Origin of the sequence: Arthrobacter sp. BE255 (genome assembly GCF_031457335.1) — a bacterium.
In the GTDB taxonomy this organism is placed as follows: domain Bacteria; phylum Actinomycetota; class Actinomycetes; order Actinomycetales; family Micrococcaceae; genus Arthrobacter.
On the sequence record NZ_JAVDWK010000017.1, the window covers coordinates 15,651 to 31,876 of the forward strand.

A 16,226-nucleotide genomic window follows, 5' to 3' on the forward strand; every position below is an offset into this window, starting at 1 on the left:
GTTTGCCCGAGGCACCGGTGGTCCGCAGCAGGTTTTCCCCCATTTTCCTGCTGCGGGTGCCGGTGCTTTCGCGTTAAGCGCCGGCAGCCGCCGGCTGCGGCCCCAGGCTACGGTGCGGCCGCCGGCTGTGTCTCGGCGAGATGAGGCGCAGCGAGGTGGGGCGCGCCGACGTGCGGCGCCGGGTCCAGCGGGCCGGCGAAGACCAGCTGGTCCAGCCGGCGCAGGATCAGGCCCTCGCGAAGGGCCCACGGGCAGATCCTGATCTTCTTGAATTTGAACAGTTCCAGGGATGCCTCCGCCACGAGTGCACCGGCAAGCAGCTGGTTGGCGCGTGCTTCGGAGACGCCGGGCAGGTGCAGCCTGTCCTCGGTTTTCATGGCCGAAATACGCTGCGCCCAGACACCGAGGTCCGTCCCGTTGAGCTCACGTTTGACGTAGGGGCCGGCAATGCTGGGAGCGGCGCCGGCGATCCTGGCCAGCGACCGGAAGGTCTTGGAGGTTCCAGCGACGAGGTTGGCGCGCCCCAGGCCGTCGAACTGCCGGACCGCAGGCTTGAGGGTGGCGCGGATGTAGCGCCGCAGCTCCTTCACGCTCTTGGCCGACGGCGGGTCTTCCGCCAGCCAGTCCCGCGTGAGCCTGCTGGCACCCAAGGGCACGGACGTGGCCATCTCCGGAAGTTCATCCTGGCCGAACGCCATTTCAAAGGAGCCGCCGCCGATATCCAGGTTCAGGATGGGTCCTGCTCCCCAGCCGTACCAGCGGCGGACCGCGAAGAACGTCATGGACGCCTCCTCGCTGCCCGTCAGCTCCTCGAGGGTCACCGTGGTCTCGTGCTTGACCCGGGCCAGCACCTCGGGGCCGTTGGTGGCTTCACGGATGGCCGACGTACAGAATGCCAGGAGGTCCTCGGCCTTGTGCTTGGCCGCGAACTCCCAGGCCTCCAGGACAAAGTCCGTGAGCTCATGCTGCCCGGCATCGGAGATGTTGCCGTCCGCGTCCAGGTACTGGACCAGCGAGAGCGGCCGCTTATGGGAAGCAAAGGGCACAGGGCGCGCGCCGGGATGGGCGTCGACCAGGAGGAGGTGGACAGTATTGGACCCGATATCGAGGACGCCTAGCCGCATCCTGCCATTATTCACCCGCGCCGCTTGTCGGTCACAACCGGCGCGGGAACATGTCAGTTGGCGCTGGGATCCGCGGGGGCGCCGTCGGGCAGTTCGTCGGCACGTTTGAAGTCGCGCTTGATGTTGGCCACGCCTTCAGGGTTGATCTCGAAGCCGAAGGCCGCGCCGGGGTTGATCACCATGCCCAGTTCCTCGCCGATGTTGGCGATGATGGCCGCGCCCTGGGTTCCCAGGATGTTCGGGGCCGCCTCAAGGTACTGCTCGTCAACGCGGCTGGGGTGGGAGAAGACCGCCAGGACGGGGTCGCCGTCGGCGTTGGCCAGCACCAGGGGCTCCACCTGGGAGTCCTCGCCTTCAAGGCCCTCCGTGCTGACGACGTAGACCTCGCTGTTGAGGAAGGACAGGATGACGTCCACGGGGCTGCCGTCGGGCTGTCCGCCCTGGGCGAGCTTCTCTTCGAGGTCGTTGAGCGGCGTGGTGTCGGCGGTGCCGGGCTGTTCAGTCATGTATCTACTCGATCATGTTGTGCCCGGCACCGCAAACCACAGGTCGCTTACTTCTTGGCCGCGGCCTTCTTTTTCGCCGGGGCCTTGCGGGCCGTCGTCGTGCGCTTGACCGGGCCCTTGGCGCGTTTCTCGGCGAGCAGTTCGACTGCCTGCTCCCGGGTGAGCTCCTCCAAGGACGTGGCGCGCGGGACGGTGATGTTGGTGATGCCGTCGGTGATGTACGGGCCGAAGCGGCCTTCCTTCACCACGATGTTTTTCTCCGACACGGGGTCCGGGCCGAACTCGGCCAGCGGCGGCACGGCGGCGCGGGCGCCGCGCTGCTTGGGCTGGGAGTAGATCTCCAGTGCCTGCTCCAGCGTGATGGTGAAGATTTCCTCTTCGGACCCGATGGAGCGCGAGTCGGTGCCCTTTTTCAGGTACGGGCCGAAGCGGCCGTTTTGCACCGTGATGAGGTTGCCGTCGGCGTCCTCGCCCAAGGCCCGGGGCAGGCTCATGAGCTGCAGGGCCTCGTCCAGGCTGACGGAGTCCACCGTCATCGAGGCGAACAGCGAACCGGTGCGCGGCTTGGCCTTGACGGGCTTCTTCGGCGGCTTCGGCTTGCCGTTCTTGTAGTACTCGACGGGCTGGTTGGCCAGCTGTTCGTCGGTCATCTCCGGGATGACTTCGGTGACGTACGCGCCGTAGCGGCCGTTCTTCGCCACCACCGTGTGGCCGGTGTGCGGATCGGCACCCAGCACGCGTTCTTCCGGCGCTGCCGTCTCCATGAGCTCGATGGCCTTGGCGGCGGTCAGCTCGTCCGGGGCAAGGTCTTCGGGGACGTTGGCCCGCGAGGATTCAACGACTTCGCCGGTCTTGGCGTCCACCGTGGGGATGGAGCTTTCCAGGTAGGGGCCGAACTTGCCCACCCGCAGCGTTATGCCTTCGGTGATGGGCACGGAGTTGATCTCGCGGGCATCGATCTCACCGAGGTTGTTGACGATGCTCAGCAGGCCCGGATCGGAGTCTTCACCGTAGTAGAAGTGCTTCAGCCACGCTGACCCTACGGCCTGGCCGTTGGCGATCTTGTCCAGGTCGCCTTCCATGTCTGCGGTGAACTCGTAGTCCACGTAGTCCGTGAAGTGCTGTTCCAGCAGGCGGATCACGGAGAACGCGATCCAGCTGGGCACCAGGGCTGAGCCCTGCTTCCGGACGTACCCGCGGTCCTGGATGGTGGAGATGGTGGAGGCATAGGTCGACGGGCGCCCGATGCCTTTCTTCTCCAGTTCGGCCGTCAGGGACGCTTCCGTAAAGCGCGGCGGCGGCGAGGTCTCGTGGCCCACGGCCACGATTTCGGATGCCGAGAGGGAGTCGCCCTTGGCAACGTTGGGCAGGCGGCGGGCTTCTTCGCTGTCGTCGTCGCCGCGGCTTTCGTCCTTGCCTTCCTCGTAGGCGGCCAGGAAGCCGGGGAAGGTGATGACGGTGCCGGAAGCGGAGAATTCGGCGTCGCGGCCATCGGTGGCAACGGCACCCAGGCGGATGGTCGCCGTCGAGCCCTTGGCGTCACCCATCTGGGAGGCGACGGTGCGCTTCCAGATCAGTTCGTACAGGCGGAACTCGTCGCCGGAGAGCTGCTTGGCCACCTGCGCCGGCGTGCGGAAGGAGTCACCGGCGGGGCGGATGGCCTCGTGGGCTTCCTGCGCGTTCGCAGCCTTGCTGGTGTAGACGCGCGGCGACTGCGGGATGTACTCCGGGCCGTACAGCTCGGAGGCCTGCCGGCGGGCTGCCGTGACGGCTTCGTCGCTCAGCGCCGAGGAGTCGGTACGCATATAGGTGATGTAGCCGTTTTCATACAGCCGCTGGGCAATCTGCATGGTGCTCTTGGAGGAGAAGCGCAGCTTGCGGCCGGCCTCCTGCTGCAGCGTGGAGGTGGTGAACGGCGCGGCCGGACGGCGGGTGTACGGCTTGGTGTCAACGGACCGCACTGAGAAGGCGGCGTCCTGCAGGCCCGATGCCAGGGATGTGGCGAGTTCCTCGTTCAGGTGGACGGCGTTGCGGGCGGTCAGGACGCCGTCGTCGTTGAAGTCCCGGCCGCTGGCCACCTTGGCGCCGTCAACGGCGGCAAGCTTCGCCTTGAACGATGCAGACCCGGCGCCGAACTGGCCGGTCAGGTCCCAGTAGGAGGCGGCCTTGAACGCCATGCGTTCGCGTTCGCGGTCCACCACCATGCGGGTGACCACGGACTGCACACGGCCGGCGGACAGGCCGCGGGCAACCTTGCGCCAGAGGACGGGGGAAATCTCGTAGCCGTAGAGGCGGTCCAGCACGCGGCGGGTTTCCTGGGCGTCCACCAGTGCCGAGTCCACGTCGCGCAGGTTGTCCATGGCGCGGTGGATGGCTTCCTTGGTGATTTCGCCGAACGTCATCCGGTACACCGGAACCTTGGGCTTGAGCACTTCCAGCAGGTGCCACGCGATGGCCTCGCCCTCGCGGTCCCCATCGGTTGCGAGATAAAGAGCGTCAGCATCTTTGAGCTGGGCCTTGAGCTCGGCCACCTTTTTCTTCTTGTCGGCCGACACCACGTAGTACGGCTTGAAGTCGTTTTCGATGTCGACGGCGAACTTGCCCACCGAGGTCTTCTTCAGTTCTGCAGGGAGCTCAGACGGCTGCGGCAGGTCGCGGATGTGACCGATGGAGGCCTCTACGATGAAGCCCTCGCCGAGGTACTTGGCGATGGTCTTGCTCTTGGCCGGAGACTCCACAATCACGAGTTTCTTGCCGGTTTTGGCCTTGCTTGGCACGGTGCTCCTACAGAAAAAGGTTGCTCGGGCAGATGAGCCCATATTGGCCTAGTTCACCATATTTTCGACAATCGTGCGCATTCCTGTGGAAAACGTGCGGCCTTCCGGAGCGGCCAAGTGGGCCGGATTTCCTACGTTTCCGCAGGTCCGGACCGGTCTTCCCCGGCAGTTCCGGCCACGGTCCGGTCGTCCGGAATCAGCGACCACATGGCCGCCATCCGCTCGGCCCCGTCGGGGATCCGGTGCGGATCGTCGAGCTCGTATTCACTGAGCAAAGCAAACAGGCGCCGGTTCAGGTCCGCCTGCTGCTCGCGGGTGAGGTACAGCAGGTCGCTGGCCAGCACGACGGCGGTGGGGGCCTCCGCGGGTGCGCCCGCACGGCGGCGCTCGTCCCGGGTCCTCGCGTAGGCGGCAGCCCGGCGGCGGAAAGCATCCAGTTCGAGGTCGACGACCGGGTTGGCAGCTTCCCCGCCTGAGTTGATGGCGAAGTCCGTTCCGGCCGCCTTCCAGCGCCGCTCCCGCGCGTCGCCTGCCGTCGGGGCGGGGACCACGATGCCCCATTTTTGCAGGGCACGGAGGTGGTAGCTCATGGCGCTGGGCGTCAGCCCGGTCTGTGCTGCAAGTTCGGTGGCTGTCCGGCTGACCTGGGTGGAATACAGCTCGGAGATGACCTCCAGCCGGGCGGCGTGGGCCAGTGCCCGGATCGCCTTCGGATCGGTGATCTCCACTTTCTTCTCCGGGCGCTGCCGTCGGCTGGCAGCCGGCGGAACGGGCGACTCCGGCAGCGGGATTTCTGCATTCACAGACCCAGTGTAGCCACCACCAGCCAACTATGAAAGAAATGCTTGACACTTGGGATTGATCAGCACTAGCTTGCAATTTATGAAACAACCACTTCATAAGCAGCCGGAGCACGCAGCCGCCACACCTCCGCTCCGGCGCAACCGCGACTTCCTCCTCGCCGGCAGTGCCCGCTTCGTCGCCACCGCCGGCCTTGGCGCCGTCGTCGTCACCGTGATGCTCCACCTGCACGACCTGGGCGCCTCCGGCGTGGCACCGGTGGCAGGCCCGTGGCTGGTGGCCGCCTACCTGCTCTGCTCCGCGCTGCCACTGGTGCTGCTGGCACCGTGGGCCGGCCGGCTCGCGGACACGAGGGACTCCCGGACGCTTGCGACGGCGTCGTCCGTGGTCAGTGCCGCAGCCGTCGCCGGGATGGGCCTGGGCATGGCGTACCTTGACCACTACCTTCCCGTCCTGTTTGCGATGACCATCCTGCTGGACGCCGCACAGGCAGTGGCCGGGCCCACGTGGCAGGCCCTGCTGCCGAGGATCGTCGGCGAGGACCGCACGCCGCGGGCGATGGGCACCATGCAGGCCACCGTGATGATCGCCGGAATGGCGGGACCGGCCGCCGGCGGGCTGCTCAGCGGGTGGGGCGGTTCAACCCTGGTTTTCGCCGTTGCCAGTGGCTGCTACCTGGCCATGGGCGCCGGCGCCCTGCTCATCCGTACCCGCCGTGGCACCGCCGCCGAACTGGCGGGAACGGCGAAACCCGCCCTGCTGGATGGCCTTCGCCTGATCCGGCGGGACAGCCTGGTCTGGGCCATTGTCCTCGGCGCGCTCTTCTTCGTGACCGTGGCCGAGGCGGTGAGCGTCCTCGAGGTCTTCCTCGCCCGGGGCGAACTGGGTGCGACGGAAACGGAATACGGACTCCTGGCCGCGGCCTTCGCCCTGGGCATGGCGTCCGGGGCCGCACTCTCCAGCAGGATCAGGAACGGGATCCCGCGGCTCCGGGCACTGCTGGCCGCCATGGCCCTGACCGCTGTGTTCCTGGGAACGATGGGGCTGGTCCCCGATGTGGGAATGCTGTTCGCAGCCACCACCGCCATGGGTGTGGCGTGCGGGGCCATGAATGCCTGCTTCGGCACCATCGTGATCCTGCGTGTGCCGGAAGGCGGCCGCGGCCAGGCCCTGGCCATCATCGGCGGGCTGGCCCGGGCCGTGACCATCGCGGCGCTGGCGCTGGGAGGCGTCCTGGGTGCGCTGCTGCCGGTGCGGGCCGGGCTGCTGATGGTCGCGTCGGCCGGACTGCTCGTGGCGCTGGGCGTTGCGGCGTACGTGTGGCCGCGGTACGGACGGCCCGCGGCCGGCGCCGTGCGGCCGCAAGCACCGGCTGCCGGCGGGTCAGGCGGGCAGCAGGAACCCGTCGCGCACCAGGTTCGCCACGTCGGCGAGCAGCCCGCTCCGGAACGTGCCGCCGTCGAACCCGTCCTCCCCTGACAGGGTGCCGCCCAGCAGCGCCTCCAGGGCGCCGGCGATCTGCCCCACTGTCAGGTCGCCGTCGCACGCGGAGACGAAGCCTGCCAGTTCGGTGCTGAGCAGGTTGGTCCGGCGCAGCCCGGCGCCCTGGCGCAGCAGGATCACACCCGGGTGCTCGGCCCCGGGCCGCTGGTGCCGCTCCTCCGTGACGTCGTCCGCCACGAGCAGGTGCGTGTCTTCGAGATTGTTGGCCGCCAGCCAGTCTGAACGTTCGACGGCGGCGCCCAGGTGGGGACCTACTGGCTGTTCTATGGGGTAGGTGATTTCCTCGAACCGGCTGATGACGGGCCCGGCGCCGGCTGCGGGACGCCGCAGGTAGATCATGCCGAAGCCGATGCCCTCCACGTTCCGGGACGCGAAGTCCGCGAGGTAGGCGGCGTAGGCGTTTTGGTAGTGCTTCCGGTCGCGGGATTCGGAGGCGTCCTGCAGCCAGGTTTCGGCGTATTGCTCCGGGCCCACCTGTTCGCGCTGGATGAACCAGGCGTCCACGTCCGGACCGGCCCATTTTTGCGGCCGGTCCGACCATGACGTGCCCGCTGTGACTTCCCAGTTGCCCAAAAGCTGGGCTGTTCCGGCCGGCGCCAGGACCGACGGAAGCGCGGCCACCAGCGATGCCACGATGTCGTCCCCGGGCAGCCCGCCGTCCCGGTAGGTGAACTGTCCTGACGCGTCCTCGCCGAGGGTCCGCGGCGTGATGACGAACGGCGGGTTGGACACCACCAGTTCAAATTCCTCCCCGGCCACCGGATCCAGCAGCGATCCCAGCCGCAGGCTGACCCGGTCCTCGAGCCGGTCCGGGTCCAGGTGCAGCGCCCCGGCATTGAGGAGCAGGTTGAACCGGGTGAAGGCCAGGGCCCGCTCGGAGATGTCCGTGGCGGTGACATGCTCGGCATGGTGCAGGAGGTGGAAGGACTGGATTCCGCAGCCCGTTCCCAGGTCCAGGGCCTTGGCCACGTGGCGCCGGACGGTGGTCTGCACCAGCGTGGTGGACGCCTGCCCGATGCCCAGCACGTGGTCGTGCCGCAGCACGCCGGCCTGCTGGTGCGCGGCGAGGTCGCTGGCCACCCAGAGCTCGGCGCCGCCGCTGCCGTCCTCGTTGGAGTCCCAGCCGTACGGCCGCAGATCCGCCTTGGCCTGAAGCAGGGCCGCCTCCGTCCCCTCAGGGCCGGGCACGGGCTCAACCAGCCCCAGCTCCAGCAGGCCGTCGGCGCCGATCCCCGGCAGGGCGGCGTCGAGCGTTTCCCGCTGCTGCGGTTCGGCCAGGAGCCAGAGGCGCACGACGGCGGCGAGGGCCGCCGTCGAACCGTCACCCGGAGCCGCGTCCCCCAGTGCGCGCTCGGTGGCCAGCAGCGCAGGGATGACCTGGTCCCGGTTCAGAGCACGGTAGGCGGATTCGCCCAGGAGCCCGGCCACGCCGTCGAGCGTGTAGTCCACGCTCCGGAGGTCCGCGGCGAGCGCTGTCAGCAGTCCCGGGAGGTCGCTGCGCGGGGCGTCGGGGGTGTTGCCGGCCAGGAAAAGGGTGGAATCAGTCACCGGTCAAGTCTATTGGCGGGCCGCCCCGGCCCTGACGGTCAGAGGTTCTGCTCCGCATAGACCTTCAGCGCATCCCGGACGAAACCGGCGCCGTCAGCTCCGCCGTAGTTTTTGGCGAACCGGGGGTCGGCCACGTACATCTCGCCGAGGCCGGTGACGTAGCCCTTGACGTCGCTTTTACCCTCGGCACCCTTACCCCGGGCGTCCGCCGCAGGAGTGCCCGGGATGCCGGTGAGCCATTCGACGTGCCGCTTCGCGATGGCCTGGGCCTCTGGACTGTCGGGCGCGATACCGGCGGTGGCGGCGGCGATCCAGTCCTCGCCCAGCTGCTGCGAGCGCTGCTTCCACGCGGCCTTCTCGTCGGCGTTCATGCCGCGCCACCACGAGTCCCCCTTGGCGTAGGCGTCCTTGCCCCAGCGTTCCTCCACTTCGTCCTTGTACTGCGTGTGGTCGAAACCGTTGAACATGTCTTCTGCCATGATTTCGCCACCTCCTTTCACTGCCTCGATGGTTTGCGTGACCGACGCGATCTGCCGCGCCAGCCTGTCCTGTTCCTGCTTCAGCCATTCGAGATGGCCGGTGAGCGCCCTGGCGGCGTCCGCTTCGTCGTCGAGCACCTGGCTGATCACCGGCAGGCCCAGCCCCAGTCCGCGCAGGAGCAGGATGCGCTGGAGCTGCACCAGTGCGGCCTGGTTGTAGTACCGGTAGCCGTTGTGGCCGGTGCGGCTGGGCTTGAGCAGGCCGATGTCGTCGTAGTGGCGCAGCGTCCTGCTGGTGGTGCCGGCAATGCGGGCTATGTCCTGGATGGACCAGTCCATCGCGTCCTCCTTCCGTGGGTTCCGTAGCTGATACTTCGACGATAGATGTTGACGTAGCGTCAAGGTCAAGTGCGTGCTGAGGGTGCGGCGTATCATGGACGCATGCACACGCAGCAGCGATTTATCAGCCCTCGGCCGCTTCCCGGCCGCACGGGCTTCCCATCGCGCGCCTGACGCTGCCGGGGTCCGTCCGGCGCAGCGGCTGAGGGTGACCACCCCTCCCCGCCCCTGATGCACCCAAAGGACCCCCAACCATGAAGACGTACCTTTCCCATGCCCAGCTCAACGACGCCCTCTCCCTGCGCGACCTGTCCGATCCCGACGCCGGCCAGCACGCCATGCAGCTGCTCCTCGCCGACGTCGTGGCCGCTCTGGAGCGCCTCTGGGGCGTGCCGTCCCGGACCCACCGCCTCAACCCGCTGGTTGCCACCGCCGACAACTACGACAGGCTCGGCTATTCGCCCGACGACATCACGCGGGATTCGCGCTATTCCCGCCACGTGAGCCCCACGGTGATGCTTCGCAGCCACACGTCCGCAGGCATCCCGGCGCTGCTGGACCCGCTCCGCGGCGAGCTGGGCCGCTACGACGAACTGCAGGTGCTGCCGGGCCTGGTCTACCGCCGCGACGCGGTCGACCGCACCCATGTGGGCGCCCCGCACCAGGTGGATCTTTGGCGGCTTAAAGCGAGGGGGCTGCTGGGGCCTGCTGACCTGGACGCCATGATGGAAGCGGTGGTGGAGGCCGTGCTCCCGTCGTCGGAGTACCCGGATGTGCAGTGGCGGGCCACGCCGGCGCGGCACAGCTACACCGCGGCGGGCCGGCAGCTGGACGTGCTGGTGACGCTGCCGGACGGGCGCCGCGAGTGGCTGGAGCTGGCGGAGTGCGGGCTGGTGGCCGCCCCGGTCCTGCGCGGTTCAGGCCTGGACCCGCGGCGCTGGGCGGGCCTTGCCCTGGGCATGGGGCTGGACCGTGCGCTGATGCTGCGGAAAGGCATCACAGACATCCGGCTGCTGCGGTCGGGGCGTCCGGAGGTCCAGTCTCAGATGCTGGACCTTGCACCGTACCGTCCCGTTTCTGCCATGCCCGAGATCCGGCGGGACCTTTCGCTGGTGCTGGACTCCGGTGACGACGCCGACGTCGAACTCCTGGGCGACCTGGCCCGCACCGTCCTCGGGCCGGACGCCGACGTCCTGGCGGCGTTGGAGGTCCTCGCGGTGACCACGACGGCGGAGCTGCCGCCGGCCGCCGTCGAACGCCTCCGGATGCGGGCCGGGCAGGTGAACGCCTTGCTGCGGCTCGTGCTGCAGCCGCTGGACCGGACGCTGACCGACCGCGAGGCGAACGCGTTACGGGACAGGGTGTACGTTGCGCTGCACCGCGGCGACGTGCAGGAGCTGATCGCGGGGTGAAGACGGCCCCGGCCGCCGGGTAAGTTGGAGGCATGGCTGTTATTCCCCGTTCGTTTCCGCGCGCCCTTTCCGTGGCGGCCGCCGCTGCTGTCCTGCTGGGAGTTTCCGGCTGCGCCCAGCAGCTTTCCGTCGAAAACGCGGACGTGCCCTCGTGGAAAGCCACCGCACTGCCGTCGGCCAACGGCATCGTGGCCGAGGACGCCGGTAAGATCCTCAATGCCCAGCCGGTGGACCGCACGGAGAATGTGCCGGCCGGCAGCTACACGCTGACGCTGGTCTGCGAGGGCGGCGGGAAGGCCTTCCTCGCGGTGCGCTCCGGAGGCAAGGAACTGGCCGACCTCGGGGCCGCGTGCTATGGGACGAGGGAGTCCGTGAAGATCACCCTGCAGAATCCGGCATCGGTGGAAATCAGCGCCTCCAGCGTCGACGCCCCGCTGATTTACGCCTACCAGCTGGTGTCCGCCGGCTAGTTCGGGTTGGCTGTCATGGTGAGCAGGTCCAGGCATATGGCTTACGGGCCGGGGCGGGCCTAGAGTCAGAGTATGCCCGCGATGCCGGGGGCGCAGCCGCGCCGAGATGCGGTACCTGTTCCGGGTCCCCCACCGCCCCGGAAGTCCTCCGCGCGCACCCGGGCGAGGGCCGCCGTCGTGCTGTGGGCAACAGCGGGCCTGGTGGCTGCCGGGTCGCTCGCCGGCTGTGAATACACCTACGAGGAGGGCTGGCGGCCGCCGGAATCCGTTCCCGCGCCGGCCTTCACCGACCAGTCCTTCCCCAATGACCTGCTCCGCAACGAGCCCGTCACCGAGGCCGAACTGGAGGGCTGGGTGGAGGAGGAACTGCCGTTCACCGCCCGCCAGGTGGTGCACACCGGCTCCGGCATCCTCGCCGAGGGAGAGATCAAATCCGACGTTGCGGCGGGGCTGGCAGTGGGCACGTACGCCCTGGCCTTGGTGTGCCGGAGCCAGCGAAGGGTCACCTTCACCGTCCGCGACGACGCGTCCACCCTGGTGGATCTCAGCCTGCGCTGCGGGTCCACCCGGGAGACCGTAATCTACCTGTCCAAGGAGTCGGCGCTGAGCATCCGGGTTGAGCCGAGGTCGCTGGCCAATTATGCGTATCGGCTTACCCTGCTCTGAGTCTTAGGCAGTGCAGCCTTCGGGGCAGCGGAGCGTCTCCGGGCTGGAGGCGCAGTCGGCGCAGTACAGCGTCAGTGTGCGGCAGCTCGGGTTGGAACAGTTCTCGAACTTGCTCGTCGGGGCCGCGCAGCGGACGCATTCACCGATGGTCTTGGCGTCCTCGCTGAACTCCAGGTGCATGCGCTTGTCGAAGACGTAGAGCGAGCCTTCCCAGAGGCCCTGGTCCTTGAAGGTTTCGCCGTAGCGGACGATGCCGCCGTCGAGCTGGTAGACCTCTGTGAAGCCGCGGTTCACCATCAGGCTGGAGAGCACCTCGCAGCGGATGCCGCCGGTGCAGTAGGTGACCACAGGCTTGTCCTTGAGGGCGTCGTACTTGCCGGAGTCGAGTTCCTTGATGAAGTCGTGGGTGGTGGCCACATCGGGGACGATCGCGTCCTTGAACTTGCCGATCTGGGCCTCAAACGCGTTGCGGCCGTCGAAGAACACCACGTCTTCGCCGGCCTGCTTCCTGGCTTCGACGAGTTCGTGGAGTTCCTCCGGCTGGAGGTGCGTGCCGCCGCCCACCACGCCGTCGGCGTCGACCTTGAGCTCGCCGGGGGCGCCGAAGGAGACGATCTCGTCCCGGACCTTAACGCTGAGGCGGGGGAAGTCGTCAGCGCCGCCGTCGGACCACTTCACGTCGATGCCGTGGAAGCCTTTGTATTCGCGGGTGGTCTTCACATACTGCTTGACCGCGCCGATCTCGCCGCCCACGGTTGCGTTGATGCCGTCCTTGGAGATGAGGATGCGTCCGGTCAGCCCGAGCTTCTCGCAGAGGGCGCGCTGCCAGAGCCGCACAGCGTCCGGATCAGCGAGCGGGGTAAAGCCGTAAAAGAGCACAATTCGGTTCAAAGCCACGTATTTAAGGGTACTGGCTTCACCGTGCCGGGCCGGTCCCGCGGCTTAGGGGCCGGCCTGCCTCGCCGCCAGGGCGGCGTCGCGCCTGTTCAGCGCGGTTTCGGCGCCCCGGTAGCCGAGGACGACGGCGGCGAAGGCCACCACGGTTGCCGTCGGGGCGGTCACCATCGTGTGGGCGCCACTGTGTGCTGCGAGGGCGGCGGCGCCGTCTCCCGCAAGCCGCGGCAGCAGGAAGAGGACCAGCGCGGCCAGCAACCCGCCGAGCCCGGGCCGCCGCACACCGTCCGGTTCCGCGCGGGATCCCAGGAAGGCCAGCGGCCGCTTCGTTCTCCGGTGGATCAGGGCGCCGGCCGCCAGCGGCACGATCCCGCAGGCCAGCCAGACCCAGTAGCTGAGGCCAGTGGCCGCTTCCCAGTATCGGGCGCTGCCGACCGCCGCCACCGTCGCGGCGATGCAGACCAGCAAGGAGGGCGGGAGCGTGTACGGGGCTGAGCGGTCCTTTGCGGTGGGCATTCGGCCAGTCTCGCCGGATCACAATTGCGTAAGCAAGTCACATCGGGGTACCGCACCCCCTGTTGCTAGTGACAGTGCTGGAATACTCTCATCACATGAGTCCGGACGCCTTGGTTGGAGACATCACACACCTTCTTGAAGTCTGGGTGGCTGGCTGGGCCGGCTGCCGCGGCTACCAGACTGCCACCGAAGGGCGGTTCCCCGCGGCCCTGCGGAAAGACACCACCGGGGACTGGGAATACTTCGCCCACGATCCTTCGGACGACGAGTTTGCGGCTCTGGTGGCCAAGACTGCCGAGGCTCCGGCGAGGATCCTGACTGTCCTGACCAACGACGTCGCGCGCTACACAAATTTGGCCCAAAAGCACGGCCTGAATATCACCTCAGCATCACAGGCCATGATGATCGTGGACATGGCCACCCAGGATACGGAGGATCCGTGGCTCTCCGACGACGACCTCAACCTGGTCACCTCGGAACTCGACGGCGTCCACCACGCGGTGGTCCGTTCTGGTGACACGGTGGCGGCGAGCGGCCGGGTTTTTGTGGTGGGCGAGACTGCCATATTCGACAAGATTGTTGTCCAACCGACGTTCCAGCGCCGAGGCCTGGGCAGCTTCATTATGAAGGCCCTGGCCGCGCAGGCCATCGGACCGGATGTGGAGAACGGCCTGCTCCTGGCCTCCATCGACGGCCAGAAGCTGTATTCCCATCTGGGCTGGTCCACTGTGTGCCGGGTCCTGATGTTGTCCACGTCGGACGAAGGTGCTGACCTTTCCGTGGGGTGATTTTTCCCCGGGTGACAGAATGTTGGGGTGATCCCCCATGACTCCCTGATTCCCTTGCTGGGCCGCGGCCCTGACCCGGAACAGCTGCGTCATGTCCGCACGATTCCCGCCCGGAAGGCAGTCCACGCGCCCTGGCCGGGCTGGGCGCATCCTGACCTGGTGGCAGCCTACGGCTCGCTGGGCATCCATGAACCGTACCGGCACCAGATTGAGGCAGCAGACCTGGCCCACGGCGGCGAACACGTTGTCATCGCCACCGGTACAGCGTCCGGAAAATCCCTGGCGTACCAGTTGCCGGCGCTGGATGCCATCCACCGTTCCGAGGTCCGGGTCCTGTCCGAGCCCGGAAAAATCCACGACGACGGCGCTGTGACGCTTTATCTGTCCCCCACCAAGGCTCTGGCAGCAGACCAGTTGGCCGCCATCCGCGCGTTGAAGCTGCCCACGGTCCGGGCTGAGACGTACGACGGCGACACCGACCCCGCTTCCCGCCGCTGGATCCGCGACCACGCCAACGTCATTCTCGCCAACCCGGACATGCTCCACTTCGGGATCCTTCCCAACCACGCCTGGTGGGCAAGTTTTTTCCGGCGGCTCCGGTACGTCATCGTGGACGAAGCCCACAGCTATCGGGGCGTCTTCGGCTCCCATGTGGCCAACCTGATGCGGAGGCTCCGCCGCATCTGCGCCTATTACGGCGCGGGAACCTCCCGGCCGGAGCCGGTGTTCATTGCCGCCTCCGCCACCGCGTCCGAGCCCGGCACGTCCTTCGGGCGGCTGATCGGCGCCCCGGTCCGCGCCGTTTCCGAGGACTGTTCCCCGCACGGCGCCACCACCGTGGCCTTCTGGGAACCCGCGCTGACCGAACTCAAGGGTGAGAACGGCGCCAAGGAGCGGCGGACTGCGGTGGCGGAAACCGCTGACCTGCTGGCGAACCTGGTTTCCGCACGGATCCGGACCATCGCCTTCATCAAGTCCCGGCGCGGGGCGGAGACCATCTCTTCGATCACGAAACGCCTGCTCGATGAGGTGGACCCCAGCCTGCCGCAGCGGGTGGCGGCCTACCGCTCCGGTTACCTGCCGGAAGAACGCCGCGCCCTGGAGAAGGCCCTCCGGTCCGGCGAACTGCTGGGCGTATCCAGCACCTCGGCGCTGGAGCTCGGGATCGACATTTCGGGCCTGGATGCGGTGCTGGTGGCCGGCTGGCCCGGCACCAGGGCCTCCCTCTTCCAGCAGATCGGCCGGGCCGGCCGCGCGGGACAGGACGCCATCGCCGCGTTTGTGGCCAGCGATGACCCGCTGGACACCTATCTGGTGAACCATCCCGAGGCGATCTTTGATGTTTCCGTTGAGGCCACCGTTTTTGATCCCTCCAATCCGTACGTGCTGGGGCCGCACCTGTGCGCCGCGGCCGCTGAGCTGCCGCTCGGTGTGTCCGAGCTCGGCCTCTTTGGCAGCACCGCCGAGAAGCTGCTGGGACAGCTGGTGGCCCAGGGCTACCTGCGCCGCCGCCCCGCAGGGTGGTTCTGGACGCACTCCCAGAGTGCCGCCGCCATGGTGAACCTCCGAGCCGACGGCGGCGGCCCCGTGAGCATTGTTGACGCTGACACCGGCTCCCTGCTGGGGACCATGGACTCCCCGCAGACGCACTACCAGGCCCATACCGGGGCCGTCTACGTCCACCAGGGTGACAGCTACGTGGTGGAAGACCTGAACGAGGACGAACACTGCGTGGTTGTCCGGCGGGCAAATCCGGACTACTACACCACTGCCCGTGACGTGACCCAGATCGAAGTGCTGGACACTCTCCGCACAGCACAGTGGGGCGATGTCCGCGTCCACTTCGGTGACGTGAAGGTGACAACGCAGGTGGTCTCCTTTCAGCGCAAGGCCCTGATCTCCAATGAGATCCTGGGTGAGGAGCCGCTGGAGCTGGGTGCCAGGGACCTGTTCACCAAGGCCGTCTGGTTCGTGGTGGAAAACCGTTCCCTGACGGGTGCGGGGCTCATTGAGGCGCAGTTTCCCGGCGCCCTGCACGCGGCCGAACACGCCGCGATCGGGCTCCTGCCGTTGGTGGCTTCCAGCGACCGGTGGGACATTGGCGGTGTGTCGACTGCCATCCACGCCGACACCGGGGTGCCCACCATCTTTGTGTATGACGGGCACCCCGGCGGCGCAGGCTTCGCTGAGCGCGGCTTCGATAAGGCCAAGGTGTGGCTCACCGCGACCCGGGACGCCATCGAGGCCTGCGAGTGCGAAGCGGGCTGCCCGTCCTGCGTGCAGTCCCCCAAATGCGGGAACAAGAACAATCCGCTGGACAAGGCGGCTGCGATCACGCTCATCGATGTCCTGCTCAAGGACGCCAGCGAGGCATCTCCCGTCGCCCTGTAGCCCAGCCGCGGG

The 16,226-nt window shown here is 67.8% G+C and carries 14 protein-coding genes; 6 read left to right on the top strand and 8 right to left on the bottom strand.

Annotated elements, in window-relative coordinates:
* Positions 1 to 107 precede the first annotated feature (107 nt).
* The 4 genes from J2X42_RS21515 to J2X42_RS21530 all read right to left on the bottom strand — a co-directional run bounded on the left by J2X42_RS21515 (position 108) and on the right by J2X42_RS21530 (position 5,210).
* Positions 108 to 1,124 (bottom strand): Ppx/GppA phosphatase family protein, encoded by a 1,017-nt coding sequence (locus tag J2X42_RS21515; RefSeq protein WP_310167998.1) that lies wholly within the window; start codon positions 1,122 to 1,124, stop codon positions 108 to 110.
* A gap of 53 nt (positions 1,125 to 1,177) precedes the next feature.
* The gene (locus J2X42_RS21520) at positions 1,178 to 1,630 is read right to left on the bottom strand and encodes an SseB family protein (protein WP_131135091.1); all 453 of its coding nucleotides are present in this window, start codon (positions 1,628 to 1,630) and stop codon (positions 1,178 to 1,180) included.
* 47 nt (positions 1,631 to 1,677) lie between these two features.
* Positions 1,678 to 4,407, bottom strand: coding sequence for a type I DNA topoisomerase (gene topA / locus J2X42_RS21525; RefSeq protein ID WP_310167999.1), 2,730 nt, complete (start codon positions 4,405 to 4,407; stop codon positions 1,678 to 1,680).
* Between the two features lie 131 nt (positions 4,408 to 4,538).
* A complete protein-coding gene (locus J2X42_RS21530) occupies positions 4,539 to 5,210 on the bottom strand; it encodes a winged helix-turn-helix domain-containing protein (protein ID WP_310168000.1) in 672 nt (223 codons plus the stop codon).
* A gap of 79 nt (positions 5,211 to 5,289) precedes the next feature.
* Here J2X42_RS21530 and J2X42_RS21535 point away from each other — a divergent pair, with 79 nt between their 5' ends.
* The gene (locus J2X42_RS21535; protein ID WP_310168001.1) at positions 5,290 to 6,687 is read left to right on the top strand and encodes an MFS transporter; all 1,398 of its coding nucleotides are present in this window, start codon (positions 5,290 to 5,292) and stop codon (positions 6,685 to 6,687) included.
* Here J2X42_RS21535 and J2X42_RS21540 read toward each other — a convergent pair.
* Both J2X42_RS21540 and J2X42_RS21545 read right to left on the bottom strand, forming a co-directional pair.
* A complete protein-coding gene (locus tag J2X42_RS21540) occupies positions 6,592 to 8,259 on the bottom strand; it encodes a methyltransferase (protein WP_310168003.1) in 1,668 nt (555 codons plus the stop codon). The two genes, J2X42_RS21535 and J2X42_RS21540, sit on opposite strands and share 96 nt — an antisense overlap.
* Before the next feature lie 38 nt (positions 8,260 to 8,297).
* On the bottom strand, positions 8,298 to 9,077 hold the full coding sequence (locus tag J2X42_RS21545) for a MerR family transcriptional regulator (protein WP_310168004.1): 780 nt from the start codon (positions 9,075 to 9,077) through the stop codon (positions 8,298 to 8,300).
* 254 nt (positions 9,078 to 9,331) lie between these two features.
* Here J2X42_RS21545 and J2X42_RS21550 point away from each other — a divergent pair, with 254 nt between their 5' ends.
* From J2X42_RS21550 to J2X42_RS21560, 3 genes are all read left to right on the top strand, one after another.
* Complete coding sequence (locus J2X42_RS21550; RefSeq protein WP_310168005.1) at positions 9,332 to 10,489, top strand: hypothetical protein; 1,158 nt, start codon at positions 9,332 to 9,334, stop codon at positions 10,487 to 10,489.
* A gap of 32 nt (positions 10,490 to 10,521) precedes the next feature.
* Entirely contained in the window at positions 10,522 to 10,959 is a 438-nt protein-coding gene (locus J2X42_RS21555; protein WP_310168006.1) for a hypothetical protein, read from the top strand.
* A 72-nt stretch (positions 10,960 to 11,031) separates the two neighbouring features.
* Entirely contained in the window at positions 11,032 to 11,625 is a 594-nt protein-coding gene (locus tag J2X42_RS21560; RefSeq protein ID WP_310168008.1) for a hypothetical protein, read from the top strand.
* 3 nt (positions 11,626 to 11,628) lie between these two features.
* Here J2X42_RS21560 and J2X42_RS21565 read toward each other — a convergent pair whose 3' ends face one another.
* Positions 11,629 to 12,522, bottom strand: a complete 894-nt coding sequence (locus J2X42_RS21565; RefSeq protein ID WP_310168010.1) for a rhodanese-related sulfurtransferase — start codon at positions 12,520 to 12,522, stop codon at positions 11,629 to 11,631.
* Positions 12,523 to 12,567: 45 nt separating this feature from the next.
* Positions 12,568 to 13,035, bottom strand: coding sequence for a hypothetical protein (locus J2X42_RS21570; protein WP_310168012.1), 468 nt, complete (start codon positions 13,033 to 13,035; stop codon positions 12,568 to 12,570).
* Positions 13,036 to 13,130: 95 nt separating this feature from the next.
* Between J2X42_RS21570 and J2X42_RS21575 the strand changes: the two genes are divergently transcribed.
* Both J2X42_RS21575 and J2X42_RS21580 read left to right on the top strand, forming a co-directional pair.
* Positions 13,131 to 13,823, top strand: a complete 693-nt coding sequence (locus J2X42_RS21575; RefSeq protein ID WP_310168013.1) for a GNAT family N-acetyltransferase — start codon at positions 13,131 to 13,133, stop codon at positions 13,821 to 13,823.
* A 27-nt stretch (positions 13,824 to 13,850) separates the two neighbouring features.
* Positions 13,851 to 16,214, top strand: a complete 2,364-nt coding sequence (locus J2X42_RS21580; protein ID WP_310168014.1) for a DEAD/DEAH box helicase — start codon at positions 13,851 to 13,853, stop codon at positions 16,212 to 16,214.
* Positions 16,215 to 16,226: the final 12 nt, after the last annotated feature.